The organism is Staphylococcus sp. HMSC056G08, from assembly GCF_001812305.1.
In the GTDB taxonomy this organism is placed as follows: Bacteria; Bacillota; Bacilli; order Staphylococcales; family Staphylococcaceae; genus Staphylococcus; species Staphylococcus simulans.
In genome coordinates this window covers 120,508-137,360 of sequence record NZ_KV808525.1, presented here as the reverse complement: position 1 = coordinate 137,360, position 16,853 = coordinate 120,508, and the positions used below count along the sequence as shown (strand labels likewise).

The window sequence follows — 16,853 nt, the reverse complement described above, 5'->3', positions numbered from 1 at the left end:
TAGGCAAATGAGCTATTGGGGTGAGAGTTTCACTATAGGACGTCCTTTAATATAAATAATGTCTCCTTTATCGAGTGAAACAGACTTGGTGAAGTTCTTTTTTAAGATTTCATTATATTTAGGACCATCTTTTTTGCTGCTTGTGACGATAAAGTTCCCGCTGTTATCTGATTTGATTTTATACTTACCAGGTTTAACATCGGTACCGACGATATAAGTACTAGGTGTGAGACTTGTGCGCATCTTATGTTTTTCTGGTGCGACGATATATTCAGTGTGATTTGCTTTTTCTTTTTCATTCAATACGAGCGTGTGACCTTCGACAAGATACGTTGTAAATGAAGAGGGGCCAGAAGTTTTTGAAAGGAATTGACTCTCTGCTTCCTTATCAAAAGGGTTTTTCATTGTGATAATTCCAGACGACGATTTGCCGGTAGGAGTAATACGGTAATATCCAGGCTCAATGTCTTGGCCTACTTTTAATGCTTCAGCTTTTGATTTGATCGTTTTGCCTGAAGCGGTTGTAGGTTTAAAATCGACCGGGAAATAGTCATGTTCATATTCGTATCCTTTAGATTTTATCTCATCACGAGAATAGTGGTGTTCTGTATCTTGATTTTGACTTGTGTCTTGTTTTGGTTGAGGTGCAGGTTTTGGTTTATCTCTTTTGTCTAAGAAGGACAGTTTATCTTTGAAAGAAAACTTTGTATTGATGTTTTTGTAGAGTGATTGATCCGTGAAAATACCCACAAAACAAATGAGACCTAACAATAAAGAACTCAATGTAATAGTCAATTTGAATTTGTATCGAGCTTGTTTACCTAAAGCGTTTAATGTAAAGAATAAAAAGATAATAAAGACAAGAGTGAATAGCAGCCATAAAGTTAAAAAGGTAGTCGCGGTGAAGGTCATATTTTTATCCTCCCATACCCAAATAGGTGATTGATATTTGTTTATATTCTTTAGTATATCTAACAAAATATAGTTTCACAATTAAATGTTGGATGGGTTAATTGCTTAAATCTTGTAAGAGACGTATAGTGCTATTGCAAGATATTATAAATTCAACTACCATGAGGAATAATGGGGGTGAAACAATGAAGTATGAAACGATACTGTTAGATTTTGATGATACGATTGTGGACTTTCATGATGCAGAAGACCAAGCATTCTTTCATTTAGCCAAAGAATATCAACTTGATCCGACATATCAAAATTTAGCGTTATTTAAAGAAGTGAATCAAGCGCATTGGGAAGCGTTTCAAGAGAATAAGTTAACAAAAGAAGAAGTGCTGACTGAGCGTTTTATTAATTATTTTGATCGTTTTGGGATGCAGGTAAATGGACATGAAGCGGATGTGATGTTCCGTGATGGTCTTGCGACAGCACTGGTAAAGTATTTTCCCGATACTTTAGATGCCATTCAATATATGGCAGATCATGCGAAGCTTTATATCGTGACGAATGGTGTTGAAGATACGCAATTACGCAGACTGACCCAAACACCGCTTGAATCGATGATTAATGATATTTTTATTTCAGAAGTGACAGGTTTCCAAAAACCGATGCCGGAATTCTTTGATTATGTATTTGACCGTATAGATGCGGATCGTGAGCGTACATTGATTATCGGTGATTCGCTAACATCTGATATCCAAGGTGGTATTAATGCAGGTGTTGCGACATGCTGGTTTAACTATAGAGGTAAAGAAAATACAACGCAGATTCAGCCAGACTATGAAATTAAAAACTTAAATGAAATCAAATCGATTTTATAATAGAAATACGGCCTTGCATCACCACATGCAAGGCCGTATTTTTATGTTTTAATAGTGATTTTTATTAAATGCCAATGTTGTTTGTGTATCTTAGTGGCCTGGTTCCCAAATCAATACATCATAACCTTCTGGGTTCTTTGCTTCGACATCTTTGAAACCATGTCTGATAAAGAAATCTTTAGATTGGTTTCTTGCGATAGCTTTAATTGGTAAGTGTTTTTCTTTCGCAAAGTTTACTAATTCTGTGCCCAGTCCTCTTGATTGATAATTAGGTAATACTTCTAGTTTCCATAATACTAAGTAATGATCGTAGTCAGGGAAGTATTGTTCTTCAACTTCGCCATTTTCATATAACGCCATTCTCGCTGCAATTTTCTCCCCGACAAAAATGCCGTAAAATGGTGATTCTGAACTTGCGTCAATCATTTCACCCGCAAATTCATCAATAAAGGCGAGGTTAGGATTACTTGTTTCTCTAAAGTTCTCAAACAATTCATCCGTCTTATAGTTAATATCTAAGTGTTTTATGTTGCCCATTTTATTTCTCCCCCTTTTGTTTTCTTAAGTATATTATATATTAAATAGCGCTTACACGCATTGAATACGATAAGCCGTTAAATTGTGTTATATAGAAATAGACATTATACTATGATTGAGAAAACACAGTAGTTAAGGAGAAAAGTGTATGGATTGTTTAACCGCAAATATCAATGAGAATGATCAGTTTCTGACAAAATTAAAATCAAGCGATTCAGTGCTTAATTCATTTTACCAATATGATGCGATGTCTCCTGAAAGCTTTAAAGAAGCTTTAAACAAGCCAAGCAACGGCAGGGAGAAAGCATTAGCTTCTATTATTGGTGAATATATGTCAGATTTAGATTTATCTGATCAACAAAGAGAGAGTATTGATAAATTAAGTCGAGGAGCTAAAGTAGTCATCGGTGGACAACAAGCAGGGTTGTTCGGGGGACCGCTGTATACTTTTCATAAAATATTATCGATTGTTAATTTAAGTCTTCAAGTAGAAGATGAATATCAAAAAGAAGTAGTGCCGGTCTTTTGGATAGCCGGAGAGGACCACGACTTTGATGAAGTGAATCACACGTATGTCTTTAATCCAAAAAAAGCGATGTTGCAGAAGGTAAAGTATCATACTATGACACCGCCTGAAAGTAACGTTTCACGCTATACGCCTGATAAGGAAGCACTAATTGAAGCATTAGATCAATTTATGGGGCAGCTTCAAGAAACAGAACATACGAAAGTACTGCATGAGACAATGTTGTCTCTAATTCAAAAATATGAAACGTGGACGGATATTTTCAAAGCGTTATTACACACAGTCTTCAAAGATTACGGTGTACTATTCATTGATGCGCAAGATCCGAAATTGCGTCAGCTTGAACAACCGATATTAAAAGAAATGTTGAAACAACATGGAGCGGTAGATAATGCCTTTAGACAACAACAAGCACGTACAGTAGAAGCAGGGTTCAGTCAGATGATTCAAACTGACACGAATGTGCATCTATTCTTACATGAAGAAGACATGCGTCAATTATTGACTTTTGAAGATGATAAGTTCTATACAAGTAAGTCTCAAACTGGGTATACAGAAGCGGAATTACTTGAAATCTTAGAACAAGAACCTGAACGTTTTTCAAACAACGTGGTGACACGACCGATTATGGAAGAGTGGTTGTTCAATACGCTCAGCTTTATCGGCGGTCCAAGTGAAATTAAATACTGGGCAGAATTAAAAGGTGCATTTGATGTCTTAGATGTAGACATGCCGATTGTCTTGCCACGTATGAAAATAACTTATTTAACACCACGCGTTGAAAAACTATTGAATCGCTATGAAATTAATACTGAAGATGTGATTACCAATGGTATTGATGATGAGAAAGATAAGTTTATCAGAGCGCATGCATCTGATAATTTCCTAGAACAATTAGACGCGCTTCAAGAGAATCAGCAAGAAGTCTATAAGCAGTTATTAGCTGAAGTAAAAGATAATGAAGATAATAAGAATTTAGTGATTAAAAATAATCAAATTCATCATACGCAGTATGATTATCTTAGAAAACGTTATTTCCATAATATCGAGAGGGAAAATGCGATCAGCATGAAACATTTTAGAGAAATTAACGATGCTCTCCACCCAATGGGCGGTCTTCAAGAAAGAATCTGGAATGCGCTACAAATTATGAATGATTTTGGGATGGATGTGTTCAGTCCCTCCACCTATCCACCACTTCGTTACACTTTAAATCAAATTATTATCAAACCTTAGGGAATCAAGGGTTTAGCCCGTGCTCGCAGTCTTGAGCACGGGCTATTTTTATGCTAAAAATGAATTTTTTTCGATATGTTCACATAAATAGTGGAGGATAGTGGTGAGTTGTGGTAAATTATAAATAAGGTGAGGTGATATAAATGTTCATGGGTGAGTACGAACACCAATTAGACGCAAAAGGACGCATGATTGTACCATCTAAATTCAGATACGAATTGAATGAACGTTTTATTATTACCAGAGGCCTTGATAAATGTTTGTTCGGTTACACTATGGAAGAATGGCAGAATATTGAGGAGAAAATGAAGTCATTACCGATGACAAAACGAGACGCACGTAAGTTTATGCGTATGTTCTTCTCAGGTGCTGTTGAAGTGGAACTTGATAAACAAGGGCGTATTAATATCCCTAAAAATTTAAGGGAGTACGCTAATTTAACTAAGGAATGTACAGTGATCGGTGTTTCTAGCCGCATCGAAATTTGGGACAGATCTACATGGAACGCTTTCTATGAAGAATCTGAAGACAGTTTCGAAGATATCGCTGAAGATTTGATAGACTTTGATTTTTAAATGGAGGAATGAAAGTGTTTCATCACGTAAGTGTCATGTTAAAAGAAACCATTGACGAATTAAATATAAAAGAAGATGGTGTGTATGTAGACTGTACACTTGGTGGAGCAGGCCATGCCCTTTATTTATTAAATCAACTCAATGACAAAGGACATTTGATTGCGATAGACCAAGATATGACAGCAATTGAAAATGCGAAAGAGGTCTTAAAGGACCACTTAGATCGTGTCACTTTTGTGCACAGTAATTTCAGAGAAATCAATCAAATCCTTGATGATTTGAACATTGACAAAGTAGACGGCATTTATTATGACTTAGGCGTTTCAAGCCCACAGTTAGACGTGCCGGAGCGAGGATTCAGTTATCACCAAGATGCTAGATTAGATATGCGTATGGACCAGACACAACCTTTATCAGCTTATGAAGTTGTGAATGACTGGCCTTATGAAAGTTTAGTCAGAATCTTCTATCGTTATGGTGAAGAGAAATTCTCTAAACAGATTGCCAGAAGAATTGAAAAAACAAGAGAACATGAACCCATTGAAACAACTTTACAGCTGGTTGACGTTATTAAAGAAGGTATTCCTGCTAAAGCAAGACGTAAAGGCGGGCATCCTGCGAAGCGTGTCTTCCAAGCTATCAGAATTGCTGTAAATGATGAATTGAAAGCTTTCGAGGACTCATTAGAGCAAGCAATTGAAAGAGTCAAAGTACACGGACGCATTTCAGTGATTACTTTCCATTCGTTGGAAGACCGTTTATGCAAACAAATCTTCCAAGAATATGAAAAAGGCCCTGAAGTTCCCCGTGGTTTACCTATTATTCCAGAGGAATATACACCGAAACTAAAACGTGTTAACCGCAAACCGATTACAGCAACCGATGATGATTTAGCAGAAAATAACCGCGCTCGCAGTGCGAAATTGCGTGTAGCAGAGATTTTAAAATGATAGGAGAGTGACAAACTGCTATGGCTGTAGAAAGAATCTATGAACCTTATACCGAACAATATGAACCCGCCAGACAAACCCCAGAAGTCAATCCATCGCCGACTAAGAAAGTTAAGCGCAAGGTTGTCGTACAACTCACTAAATTTGAGAAGGTATTATACATATCTTTAGTCGCAGTGATTGCAATGATCAGTATTTATATACTTTCATTAAAAATGGATGCTTATGATACTAAGGGTAAAATTGCTGATTTAGATTATAAAATCGAACAACAATCAAGTCAGAACAGCGCATTAAAATCAGAAATCAAAAAGAACTCTTCTTATGAACGCATTTACGATAAAGCTCAAAAACAAGGCATGAGCTTAAAGAACGATAATGTAAAGGTAGTGCGTAATAATGCCGAAGCGAAAAATTAAAATTAAAAAAAATAAAATAGGGGCAGTCCTCCTCGTCAGCTTGTTCGGACTGCTCTTTTTTCTATTGGTTTTAAGGTATGCCTTTGTCATGTTGACGGGGCATTCTTCAGGACAAAACTTAGTGATGAAAGCCAATGAAAAATATTTAGTTCAAACACAACAACAACCAGAACGAGGAAAGATTTATGACCGTAATGGCAAAGTCCTCGCAGAAGACGTTGAACGCTTTAAACTGACAGCAGTTGTCAGTAAGAAAGCTGATGAAGGTTCAGACAAGCCACGTCATGTGGTTGATAAGAAAGAAACGGCTAAGAAGCTCGCAACTGTCATCGATATGGAACCTAAAGAAATTGAAAAAATGTTAGATAACAAAAAAGCGTTCCAAGTTGAGTTCGGCCGTAAGGGCAGCAACTTAACGTATCAACAAAAAGACAAAATCGAAAAAATGAAATTGCCTGGTGTTGCGTTATATCCTGAAACAGAACGTTACTATCCTAATGGAAACTTTGCTTCTCACTTAATTGGAATGGCACAAAAGAATCCAGATAATGGAGAACTAAAAGGTGCCATGGGTGTTGAAAAAATCTTTGACAGCTATTTATCCGGTAAGCGTGGGATGTTATCTTATGTACATGATATTTGGGGCTATATCGCACCAAATTCTAAACAAGAAGTAGCTCCGCAACGTGGAGATGATGTGCATTTAACGATTGACTCAAACATCCAAGTCTTTGTCGAGGAAGCCTTGAATAAATTAGATGATCGTTTCGCACCAAAAGATGCCTTTGCGGTAGTTATGGATGCACATACAGGCGAAATCTTAGCCTTCAGTCAACGTCCGACATTCAATCCTGAAACAGGAAAAGACTTCGGTAAGAAATGGGCGAATGACTTATATCAAAATACGTATGAACCGGGTTCTACCTTCAAGACGTATGGTTTAGCCGCAGCGATTCAAGAAGGTAAGTTCAAACCAGATAAGGAATATAAATCAGGTCATCGAGATATCATGGGTTCTGAAATCTCTGACTGGAACAATACAGGTTGGGGTAAAATTCCAATGAGTCTTGGTTTCACTTATTCATCCAACACCTTGATGATGCAGCTTCAAGATATGGTTGGATCTGACAAGATGAAATCATGGTATGAGAAATTCGGCTTCGGTAAACCAACAGGCGGTATGTTCGATGGTGAAGCAGCGGGCGGTATTGCCTGGGATAATGAATTACAACAAAAAACAACAGCATTCGGACAATCTACAACAGTCACTCCTATCCAAATGCTGCAAGCACAAACTGCATTCTTTAATAAAGGGAACATGGTTAAACCTTGGTTCGTAAGTAGTATAGACAATCCGGTTAAAAACGATACACTATATAAAGGTGAGAAAGAATTTGCAGGCAAACCAATTACGGAAGATACCGCGAACAAAGTGAAAAAAGAATTGGACTTAGTTGTTAACAGCAAGAAAAGTCATGCGCAAAACTTCAGAGTCAAAGGGTATCGTATTGGTGGTAAAACAGGTACTGCCCAAGTAGCTGACCCTGAAAACGGCGGTTACGTTAAAGGTCCTTATCCATACTTCTCAAGCTTTATCGGACATGCGCCAAGCAAAAATCCTGAAATTATTGTTTATGCTGGGATGAGCTTAGCTCAGAAAAATAAACAAGAAGCTTATGAAATGAATGTCAGCTCGGTATTTAATCCAATTATGGAAAACACATTGAAGTATTTAAATGTCGGTAAAGATAATGAAAAAGCAACTAAAGATTCATTCGGCAAAGTGCCAAATGTTTCAGGCGAGACTGTGGATCAAGCTGAAGAAGCTGTGAAAAACAAAGACTTGAAACCAGTAGTCATCGGTGAAGGCGATACGGTTGCACAGCAATTACCGCAAGCTGATGAAAAGACATTATTGCACAGTAAAGTCTTTATGAAAACAGATGGTGACATGACAATGCCTGATATGAAAGATTGGAGTAAAGATGATGTCTTAGCTTTCGAATCATTAACAGGAATTCGTGTTAAAATGAAAGGTAATGGCTTTGTTTCTGAACAATCTATCAGCCCGAATACGTCGTTGAAAGATAAAAAAGAAGTAGAAGTGAAATTGTCCGCACCACAAGCAGATTAGCATCAAGAGGTGATGGATACGTTTGGTATCCATCCCTCATCTTACATATAAAATTAAATTAAGATACACAAGGAGAACAATATGGTTTATGTTTTAGCAATTGTCGCATTTTTAGTTACAGCAGTATTAGTACCCATACTGATTCCAACATTAAAAAGGATGAAGTTTGGACAGAGTATCCGTGAAGAAGGCCCGAAAAGCCACATGAAGAAAACAGGTACACCGACGATGGGTGGATTAACGTTCTTAATCAGTATTATCGTCGCAACAATAATTGCGATTATCTTCTCAGATAATCCGAATCCGTTTATTCTATTGTTATTTGTGACAGTCGGTTTTGGTTTAATCGGCTTTATCGATGACTACATCATTGTCGTGAAGAAGAATAACCAAGGATTAACAAGTAAGCAAAAATTCTTAGCACAAATTGCGATTGCGGTTATCTTCTTTATCTTGAGTGATACATTTAACATGATTCATTTTGCGACAGGCATTCACATTCCGTTTACAACAGTACAAATTCCGCTTTCTGTCGTTTATGTCGTCTTCATTGTCTTCTGGCAAGTCGGCTTCTCTAACGCGGTCAACTTAACAGATGGTTTAGATGGTTTAGCGACAGGTTTATCTATCATTGCATTTTCTATGTATGCGATTATGAGCTTTATGCTTGGTAATCATGCAGTAGGTACATTCTGTATTATTATGGTCTTCGCATTGCTTGGTTTCTTATTCTATAACGTCAACCCAGCAAAAGTATTCATGGGAGACACAGGCAGCTTAGCTTTAGGTGGTATCATCGCAACTGTATCAATTATGTTAAACGCCGAAATTTCATTATTGTTCATCGGATTTGTATTTGTTGCTGAAACATTATCAGTTATTTTACAAGTCGCTTCATTCAAATTGACAGGCAAACGTATATTCAAGATGAGTCCGTTACATCATCACTTTGAATTATGCGGCTGGAATGAATGGAAAGTTGTGACAGTATTTTGGATTACAGGACTCATCACAGGCTTGATAGGTTTATGGATTGGAGTGCATTAATCAATGCTTAAATATAAAGGATTAGAAGGAAAACATGTATTAGTAGTTGGATTAGCGAAAAGCGGATATGAAGCGGCTAAATTACTACACCATCTTGGTGCAGAAGTTACTGTCAATGATGGCGGGGACCTTTCCAAAGATCCGCATGCGAAAGATTTAAAAGAAATGGGTTTAACTGTCATCGGGGGACATCATCCATTATCTTTATTGGATGACAATCCAATCATTGTTAAAAATCCAGGTATTCCCTATACTGTGCCATTGATTGAAGAAGCAGAAAAACGTGGTTTGAAAATATTAACGGAAGTCGAATTGAGTTATTTGATTTCAGAAGCACCGATTATTGCGGTAACTGGGACAAATGGTAAAACAACAACGACTTCGTTAATTGGCGACATGTTCGACAACAGCAGACAAAAAGGTCTGCTTTCAGGCAATATCGGTTTTGTAGCATCTAAAGTTGCACAAGAAGCAAAAGCTGAAGATTACTTAATTACTGAGTTGTCATCTTTCCAATTGCTTGGTATCGATACGTATCGTCCACATATTGCGATTATTACGAATATCTATTCAGCGCACTTAGATTATCACGGTACTTTAGAAAACTATCGTGATGCGAAACGACGTATTTATAAAAATCAAACTGAAGATGACTACTTGATTTGTAATTACAGTCAACGTCATTTGATTGAAACAGAAGGCTTAAAAGCCAAAACATATTATTTCTCTACAAATCAAGAAGTTAACGGCATTTATATGAAAGACGGATATATCGTCTTGAATGGTTTACGTATTATTCATAAAGATGATATTGTGCTTCCTGGTGAACATAACTTAGAAAACATTTTAGCTGCTGTACTTGCAGCAGTGTTAGCAGGTGTTTCCATTGATGCGGTCATTCATACACTAACAACATTCTCAGGTATCAAACACCGTCTGCAATATATTGGTTCGAACAAAACGAACAAATATTATAATGACTCGAAAGCAACGAATACTTTAGCAACGCAATTTGCGTTGAATTCATTCGAACAACCGATCATTTGGTTGTGCGGCGGGTTAGATCGCGGAAATGGATTTGATGAATTGATTCCATACATGAAGAATGTGCGTGCGATGTTGACCTTTGGTGAAACACAAGATAAGTTGACGAAGCTTGGTGAAAGCCAAGGCAAGTATGTGGTACGTGCAACAGATGTTAAAGACGCAGTGGAGAAAGTTCAAGATATTATTGAGCCAAATGATGTGGTCTTATTATCACCAGCATGTGCAAGTTGGGATCAATACAATACTTTTGAAGAACGAGGAGATGTTTTCATCGACAGTTTTCGTTCACATCTCCCTTCGAAGTAGGAGGGTGATGATGGATGGCAGACAAAGTACGAAAAATTGATTCAGAGTACTTAAAAGAAAAACGCCGAAAACGCAGAGCAAAACAGCGGCGCGTTCAACTTATAATATTTGGAACACTCATAGCGTTAATTATTCTGATAGTATTGTATATGTTCACGCCAATTAGTAATATTGACCATGTAGAGGTTAAAGGCAACCATTATCTTTCTGATAAAGAAGCGAAACAAGCTTTGGATTTAAAGAGAGATACTAAAATCTACATGTTCGGCAAAGGGAAAGCCATCAACAAAATGAAAGAAAATCCTTTCGTTAAAGACGTACAGATCAAGAGAAAATTGCCGAATAATTTAGAGGTGAATGTTTCTGAGTATCAATTGGTCGGATTGTTAGAAGATAAGGGCAAATATCATCCAGTGCTTTCAAATGATCATATTTTAAAAGATTATAAAGGACAAGTACCGAATGATGCGCCAGTGATATCAGGTTTTAGTGAATCACGACGCGATAAAATGATTCAAGCTTTATCGGAAATACCGACAGAAATCAGACAATCAATTTCTGAAGTAGAATATGCGGATGATAAAGACAACCGCAATAAAATCAGATTGTATATGAAAGATGGCATTCAAGTCATCGGCAATATACGCACGATTGCCGATAAATTAAAATATTATCCTGAAATGGTCAGCGCACTAGAACGTGATGACTCTGGTGAACTGAAAAAATCAGGTTATATTGATTTATATGTCGGTGCTTCATTTATTCCATACAAATCTTCTTCATCAACATCATCAGACAGCAGTGTGAAATTGAAAGAAGGTACAGCAATGGAAGATAAAGCGAAAGATGAATTGCAGAATACTTTGAACAAAATTAATGACCAAATGAAAGACGATAAGACAACAAAAGATAATTCTCAGAAAGAAAGTAGTACAAATAATTAAAAAAGTCTTGAATATCATGTGTTTATAGTTCACAACCATAGAAACGTATTGTAAACTAACTATAGTGTATTTTTTAAAGAAATTGTCAGGAGGTGCCTATCTATGGAGGAACATTACTATGTAAGTGTAGATATTGGTTCATCTAGTGTAAAAACAATAGTAGGCGAAAAATTTCATAATGGAATTAATGTGATAGGTACAGGACAAACCTATACAAGCGGAATTAAGAATGGCTTGATCGATGATTTCGATTTAGCTAAACAAGCTGTTAAAGATACAATTAAGAAAGCTTCAATCGCGTCAGGCGTTGATATTAAAGAAGTATTCTTGAAATTGCCGATTGTCGCTACTGAAGTTTATGATGAAACCAATGAAATCGAATTTTATGAAGATACTGAAATAAACGGAAGACACATTGAAACTGTGTTAGAAGGCATCAGAGATAAAAACGACGTTGAAGAAACTGAAGTGGTGGATACATTCCCAATTCGTTTCATCGTAGATGGCGACAACGAAGTTTCTGATCCGAAAGAATTGATTGCAAGACATTCGTTAAAAGTTGAATCAGGTGTTATTGCGATTCAAAAATCAATTCTTGTCAACTTGATTAAATGTGTAGAAGCTTGCGGTGTGGATGTATTAGATGTTTATTCTGATGCATACAACTATGGCTCAATCTTGACGCCGACTGAGAAAGAGTTAGGCGCATGTGTGATTGACATTGGCCAAGATTTAACGCAAGTAGCATTCTTCGAACGCGGCGAGTTAGTTGACGCTGATTCATTCGAAATGGGCGGACGTGATATCACTGATGATGTTGCGCAAGGCCTTAATACATCTTATGCGACAGCAGAAAAAGTGAAACATCAATATGGTCATGCATTCTATAACTCAGCATCAGATCAAGATGTTTTCTCTGTTGAACAAATCGATAATGATGAAGATGCACAATTCACGCAAAAAGATTTAGCAGATATTATCGAAGCCCGTGTAGAAGAAATCTTCTTCAATGTCTTTGATTTACTGCAAGAATTAGGATTGACGAAAGTCAACGGCGGATTTGTGGTAACAGGCGGTTCAGCAAACTTGTTAGGTGTTCGTGAATTATTGCAAGATATGGTTAATGAGAAGGTAAGAATACATACACCTTCACAAATGGGAATCAGAAAACCTGAATTCTCATCTGCAATTTCAACGATTTCTAGCAGTATCACTTTTGATGAATTATTAGATTATGTTACAATTAGTAATCATGATAATGAAGAATTTGAAGAGGAAGTAATCGAGTCAGAACCTAAGACGCATACTGAAAAAGCAAGCGGTTTCGACTGGTTCAAGAAAAAACAAGCTAAACCGACTCATGAAACACCTGCTTCAGGTGAATCAATTGAAACAGACGAAGTTTCTGAAACACCAGAAACACACAATACTAAGCAAGAAACTGATTATAACTCAGACCAATCTCATGAGAAACAAGAAGAAAGTAAATTTAAAAAATTATTGAAATCTCTATTTGATTGATTGCCCATTAAAACTAGGAGGAAATTTAAATGTTAGAATTTGAACAAGGATTTAATCATTTAGCGACGTTAAAAGTCATTGGTGTCGGCGGCGGAGGTAACAACGCTGTTAACCGAATGATTGACCATGGAATGAACAATGTTGAATTTATTTCAATCAACACTGACGGTCAAGCATTAAACTTATCTAAAGCTGAGTCCAGAATCCAAATCGGTGAAAAATTAACACGTGGTTTAGGTGCTGGCGCGAACCCAGAAATTGGTAAAAAAGCTGCAGAAGAATCTCGCGAGCAAATTGAAGACGCTATCCAAGGCGCTGATATGGTATTCGTAACTGCTGGTATGGGTGGCGGTACTGGTACAGGTGCTGCACCAGTTGTTGCTAAGATCGCGAAAGAAATGGGTGCATTAACAGTTGGTGTTGTAACTCGCCCATTCAGTTTCGAAGGACGTAAACGTCAAACTCAAGCTGCTGCAGGGGTAGAATCAATGAAAGCAGCTGTTGATACATTAATCGTAATTCCAAACGACCGCTTATTAGACATCGTTGACAAATCTACGCCAATGATGGAAGCGTTCAAAGAAGCGGATAACGTATTACGCCAAGGTGTACAAGGTATCTCAGACTTAATCGCAGTATCTGGTGAAGTAAACCTTGACTTTGCAGACGTTAAGACAATCATGTCTAACCAAGGTTCTGCATTAATGGGTATCGGTGTTTCTTCTGGTGAAAACCGTGCAGTTGAAGCAGCTAAAAAAGCTATTTCTTCTCCATTACTTGAAACATCAATCGTTGGTGCACAAGGTGTCCTAATGAACATTACAGGCGGAGAATCATTATCTTTATTCGAAGCACAAGAAGCGGCTGACATTGTACAAGATGCAGCAGATGAAGATGTAAACATGATCTTCGGTACTGTTATCAACCCTGAATTACAAGATGAAATCGTAGTTACTGTAATTGCGACTGGTTTCGAAGACAAACCAGCAACTCATGCACGTAAACAATCTAATACAGGTTTCGGATCTAGCGCAACAAGCACAAGTGCTTCAAGCGACGAAGGTATCGGTCATGCGCCAAGATCTCATAGTTCTGAATCATCAAGCGAATCAAGAACACACACTACTAAAGAAGATGATATTCCAAGCTTCATCAGAAACAGAGAAGAAAGACGTTCAAGAAGAACTAGACGTTAATCTCTTTCTATAAAGTTTGCATTGAGCAATCAACCATAGTATCACGCAAGATTAGATGCAACAGGTCATCGAGTGGTCTAGTGAGAACAATAATCTAAAGTGTCATCAGATCGATTGATCTGATGACACTTTTTATATATTTGAATATAAGCGCAATTAGCTTTACTATTAAATTGACAACCTAGTTTAAAAGGCATCAATCTATAAATAGGAGAGATTATTATGCCAGAGAATTTTAGCAAACAACCACATTATTTAGAAGATACGGGTGCGAAATCAGAAGGGATTACTTTAGGATTCACTACCAGAGAAGGTGGACAGAGTCCGTATCCAGAAAACGCGTTTAATATGGCATTATATATCGATGATGCTGCTGAAAATGTACATGCCCATCAACGTATCATTGCTGATGCCATCGGTTATGATAGAAAACAATGGATCTTCCCGATTCAAACACATGGCACAAATGTCGTTGAAGTGACAACAAATGACGCGAATACAAACATTGATACATTAACAGATGCTTTGCATGGAGTAGATGGTATGTACTCATATGATTCAGATGTATTATTAACGATGTGCTATGCCGATTGTGTACCTGTTTATTTCTATAGTCCAAAACATCATTTTATTGCATTAGCACATGCAGGTTGGAAAGGTACAGTTGGCCGTATTTCAGAAGAAATTTTAGAACATATCATTTTTGATTTGAAAGATCTGCAAGTTGTGATAGGTCCTGCGACTTCAAATAGTTATGAAATTAATGATGACATTAAAGCGCAATTTGAAGCCTTACCTGTTGATGCATCAACATTTATTGACACACGTGGCGAAGATCGTCATGGCATCGATTTAAAAGAAGCGAATCGTCAATTACTTATCCGAGCAGGTGTACCGAGTGAAAATATTGACGTAACAGATTATGCGACTTCTGAGAATTTGGACTTATTCTTTTCATATAGGGTAGAAAAAAGTAAGACTGGCCGTATGTTGGCATTTATCGGACAGTAAGAAGTAAGGAGTAATTGGAATGAATGTGAAACAAAATCTAGAACAAATCAACGAACATATTACGAAAAGTCTTGAGAAAGTCCATCGTGACACCAGACCGAACGTGATTGCTGTAACAAAATATGTTACAATAGAGCGAGCTAAAGAAGCATATGATGCTGGCATCAGACATTTTGGGGAAAATCGTTTGGAAGGTTTCCAAGCTAAGCGTGAAGCATTGCCAGATGACGTGGTAATGCACTTTATCGGTACATTGCAATCACGTAAAGTCAAAGAAGTCATCGATGACATTGATTACTTACATGCATTAGACCGTAAAAGTTTAGCGAAAGAAATCAATAAACGCGCATCACACGTCGTTAAATGTTTTGTTCAAGTGAATGTTTCTGAAGAAGAAAGTAAACATGGTCTTGCTTTAGAAGAAGTAGATGCATTTATCGAATTACTTGAACAATATGAGAACATTCAAGTCGTGGGTCTGATGACAATGGCACCTTATACAGAAGATGAAGCAGAAATTAGACAGATTTTTGAAACATTAAGACATAAACGTGATGAAATTCAAGCAAAACAATTAGATTATGCGCCATGCACTGAATTATCTATGGGCATGAGTAATGATTATGAAATTGCTGCAGAAGAAGGCGCAACCTTCGTACGAATCGGTACTAAACTAGTAGGGAAAGAGGAGTGAGCCAATTGGCTTTAAAAGACCTATTTAACAATTTTTTTGTCATAGAAGAAGAAGAGGAAGTTGCTGATCGTCAGCAACCTACAAAAAATACTGCACAAGCTGAACCAGAACCTCAAACACAAGCTACTACAACAGCGCAGCAAACGCAATCTACAAACAATAATAATTATTATAATGAAAGACAGCGAGCAATTAAGACTGTCCCTAAACGTCAAACACAAAGCAATCGATTGCAGACGTCTTCCAATGAAAGGAAGTATCAAATGGCTAATCACACAAACAATGACCCTTCAAGAAATGTAGTCAATATGAACGCTGGGAACTTGCACGAAAGTTCAAAAATGTGTTTATTCGAGCCACGTGTCTTCTCAGATACGCAAGATATTGCGGATGAGTTGAAGAACAGACGTGCGACACTCGTCAATTTACAACGTATTGACAATGTTTCTGCGAAACGTATTATTGATTTCTTAAGCGGAACAGTATACGCAATCGGCGGAGACATCCAACGTGTCGGTAATGATATTTTCTTATGTACACCAGATAACGTAGAAGTAGCTGGCAGTATTACAGAAGATATTGATACGTCTGAATTTGATTATGAATGAGGTAACCAGCTATGAGTTTAGTTAATGTTTTAGCGCTCTTATTTAATGCGATAGAGATATTGTTGACAGTGTATTACTGGGGTATGATTTTATACTTCTTTATGTCATGGATACCGAATGCGCAAGGTTCTGCATTTGGACGTTTCCTACGTAAGATTTACGAACCGTTTTTAGCACCATTTCGTAAAATTATCCCGCCAATCGGTATGATTGATATCTCAAGTTTAGCCGCTATCTTTGTGTTGATATTCTTCCAAAGAGGCTTACATGCAATATTCGTACTGATTCTGCAACAATTAGTTTAATAAATCATGAAAGGTATGC

General features: G+C 37.2%; 17 protein-coding genes. 15 read left to right on the top strand and 2 right to left on the bottom strand.

The window, feature by feature from the left end; all coding sequences use genetic code 11:
• Positions 1-12 precede the first annotated feature (12 nt).
• The gene (locus tag HMPREF2846_RS11335; RefSeq protein WP_070626670.1) at positions 13-912 is read right to left on the bottom strand and encodes a hypothetical protein; all 900 of its coding nucleotides are present in this window, start codon (positions 910-912) and stop codon (positions 13-15) included.
• A gap of 185 nt (positions 913-1,097) precedes the next feature.
• Between HMPREF2846_RS11335 and HMPREF2846_RS11330 the strand changes: the two genes are divergently transcribed.
• On the top strand, positions 1,098-1,778 hold the full coding sequence (locus tag HMPREF2846_RS11330; RefSeq protein ID WP_070626669.1) for a YjjG family noncanonical pyrimidine nucleotidase: 681 nt from the start codon (positions 1,098-1,100) through the stop codon (positions 1,776-1,778).
• A 90-nt stretch (positions 1,779-1,868) separates the two neighbouring features.
• On the opposite strand, the gene HMPREF2846_RS11325 is transcribed toward HMPREF2846_RS11330, so the two are convergent.
• Positions 1,869-2,315 (bottom strand): N-acetyltransferase, encoded by a 447-nt coding sequence (locus HMPREF2846_RS11325; protein WP_002480586.1) that lies wholly within the window; start codon positions 2,313-2,315, stop codon positions 1,869-1,871.
• A gap of 148 nt (positions 2,316-2,463) precedes the next feature.
• On the opposite strand from HMPREF2846_RS11325, the gene bshC reads away from it, so the two are divergent.
• From bshC to HMPREF2846_RS11255, 14 genes are all read left to right on the top strand, one after another.
• Complete coding sequence (bshC, locus tag HMPREF2846_RS11320; protein WP_070626668.1) at positions 2,464-4,077, top strand: bacillithiol biosynthesis cysteine-adding enzyme BshC; 1,614 nt, start codon at positions 2,464-2,466, stop codon at positions 4,075-4,077.
• A gap of 143 nt (positions 4,078-4,220) precedes the next feature.
• Positions 4,221-4,652, top strand: a complete 432-nt coding sequence (mraZ, locus tag HMPREF2846_RS11315) for a division/cell wall cluster transcriptional repressor MraZ (protein ID WP_002480588.1) — start codon at positions 4,221-4,223, stop codon at positions 4,650-4,652.
• Positions 4,653-4,666: 14 nt separating this feature from the next.
• Positions 4,667-5,602: a 16S rRNA (cytosine(1402)-N(4))-methyltransferase RsmH gene (rsmH, locus tag HMPREF2846_RS11310; protein ID WP_023015776.1), complete on the top strand. Its 936-nt coding sequence runs from the start codon at positions 4,667-4,669 to the stop codon at positions 5,600-5,602.
• A gap of 20 nt (positions 5,603-5,622) precedes the next feature.
• The gene (ftsL, locus tag HMPREF2846_RS11305) at positions 5,623-6,021 is read left to right on the top strand and encodes a cell division protein FtsL (protein ID WP_023015775.1); all 399 of its coding nucleotides are present in this window, start codon (positions 5,623-5,625) and stop codon (positions 6,019-6,021) included.
• A complete protein-coding gene (locus HMPREF2846_RS11300) occupies positions 6,002-8,155 on the top strand; it encodes a penicillin-binding protein (RefSeq protein ID WP_070626667.1) in 2,154 nt (717 codons plus the stop codon). The genes ftsL and HMPREF2846_RS11300 overlap by 20 nt, the downstream gene beginning before the upstream one ends.
• An 81-nt stretch (positions 8,156-8,236) precedes the next feature.
• On the top strand, positions 8,237-9,202 hold the full coding sequence (gene mraY / locus HMPREF2846_RS11295; RefSeq protein ID WP_002480592.1) for a phospho-N-acetylmuramoyl-pentapeptide-transferase: 966 nt from the start codon (positions 8,237-8,239) through the stop codon (positions 9,200-9,202).
• 3 nt (positions 9,203-9,205) lie between these two features.
• A complete protein-coding gene (gene murD / locus HMPREF2846_RS11290) occupies positions 9,206-10,555 on the top strand; it encodes a UDP-N-acetylmuramoyl-L-alanine--D-glutamate ligase (protein ID WP_070626666.1) in 1,350 nt (449 codons plus the stop codon).
• Between the two features lie 14 nt (positions 10,556-10,569).
• A complete protein-coding gene (locus HMPREF2846_RS11285; RefSeq protein WP_057510999.1) occupies positions 10,570-11,499 on the top strand; it encodes a cell division protein FtsQ/DivIB in 930 nt (309 codons plus the stop codon).
• Positions 11,500-11,601: 102 nt separating this feature from the next.
• Positions 11,602-13,020 (top strand): cell division protein FtsA, encoded by a 1,419-nt coding sequence (ftsA, locus tag HMPREF2846_RS11280; protein WP_070626665.1) that lies wholly within the window; start codon positions 11,602-11,604, stop codon positions 13,018-13,020.
• Positions 13,021-13,049: 29 nt separating this feature from the next.
• Entirely contained in the window at positions 13,050-14,216 is a 1,167-nt protein-coding gene (gene ftsZ / locus HMPREF2846_RS11275) for a cell division protein FtsZ (protein ID WP_002480596.1), read from the top strand.
• Between the two features lie 222 nt (positions 14,217-14,438).
• Entirely contained in the window at positions 14,439-15,227 is a 789-nt protein-coding gene (gene pgeF, locus HMPREF2846_RS11270) for a peptidoglycan editing factor PgeF (RefSeq protein ID WP_070626664.1), read from the top strand.
• 19 nt (positions 15,228-15,246) lie between these two features.
• Positions 15,247-15,921, top strand: coding sequence for a YggS family pyridoxal phosphate-dependent enzyme (locus tag HMPREF2846_RS11265; RefSeq protein ID WP_002480598.1), 675 nt, complete (start codon positions 15,247-15,249; stop codon positions 15,919-15,921).
• Positions 15,922-15,926: 5 nt separating this feature from the next.
• Complete coding sequence (locus tag HMPREF2846_RS11260) at positions 15,927-16,529, top strand: cell division protein SepF (protein WP_002480599.1); 603 nt, start codon at positions 15,927-15,929, stop codon at positions 16,527-16,529.
• An 11-nt stretch (positions 16,530-16,540) separates the two neighbouring features.
• The gene (locus HMPREF2846_RS11255) at positions 16,541-16,834 is read left to right on the top strand and encodes a YggT family protein (RefSeq protein ID WP_002480600.1); all 294 of its coding nucleotides are present in this window, start codon (positions 16,541-16,543) and stop codon (positions 16,832-16,834) included.
• Positions 16,835-16,853: the final 19 nt, after the last annotated feature.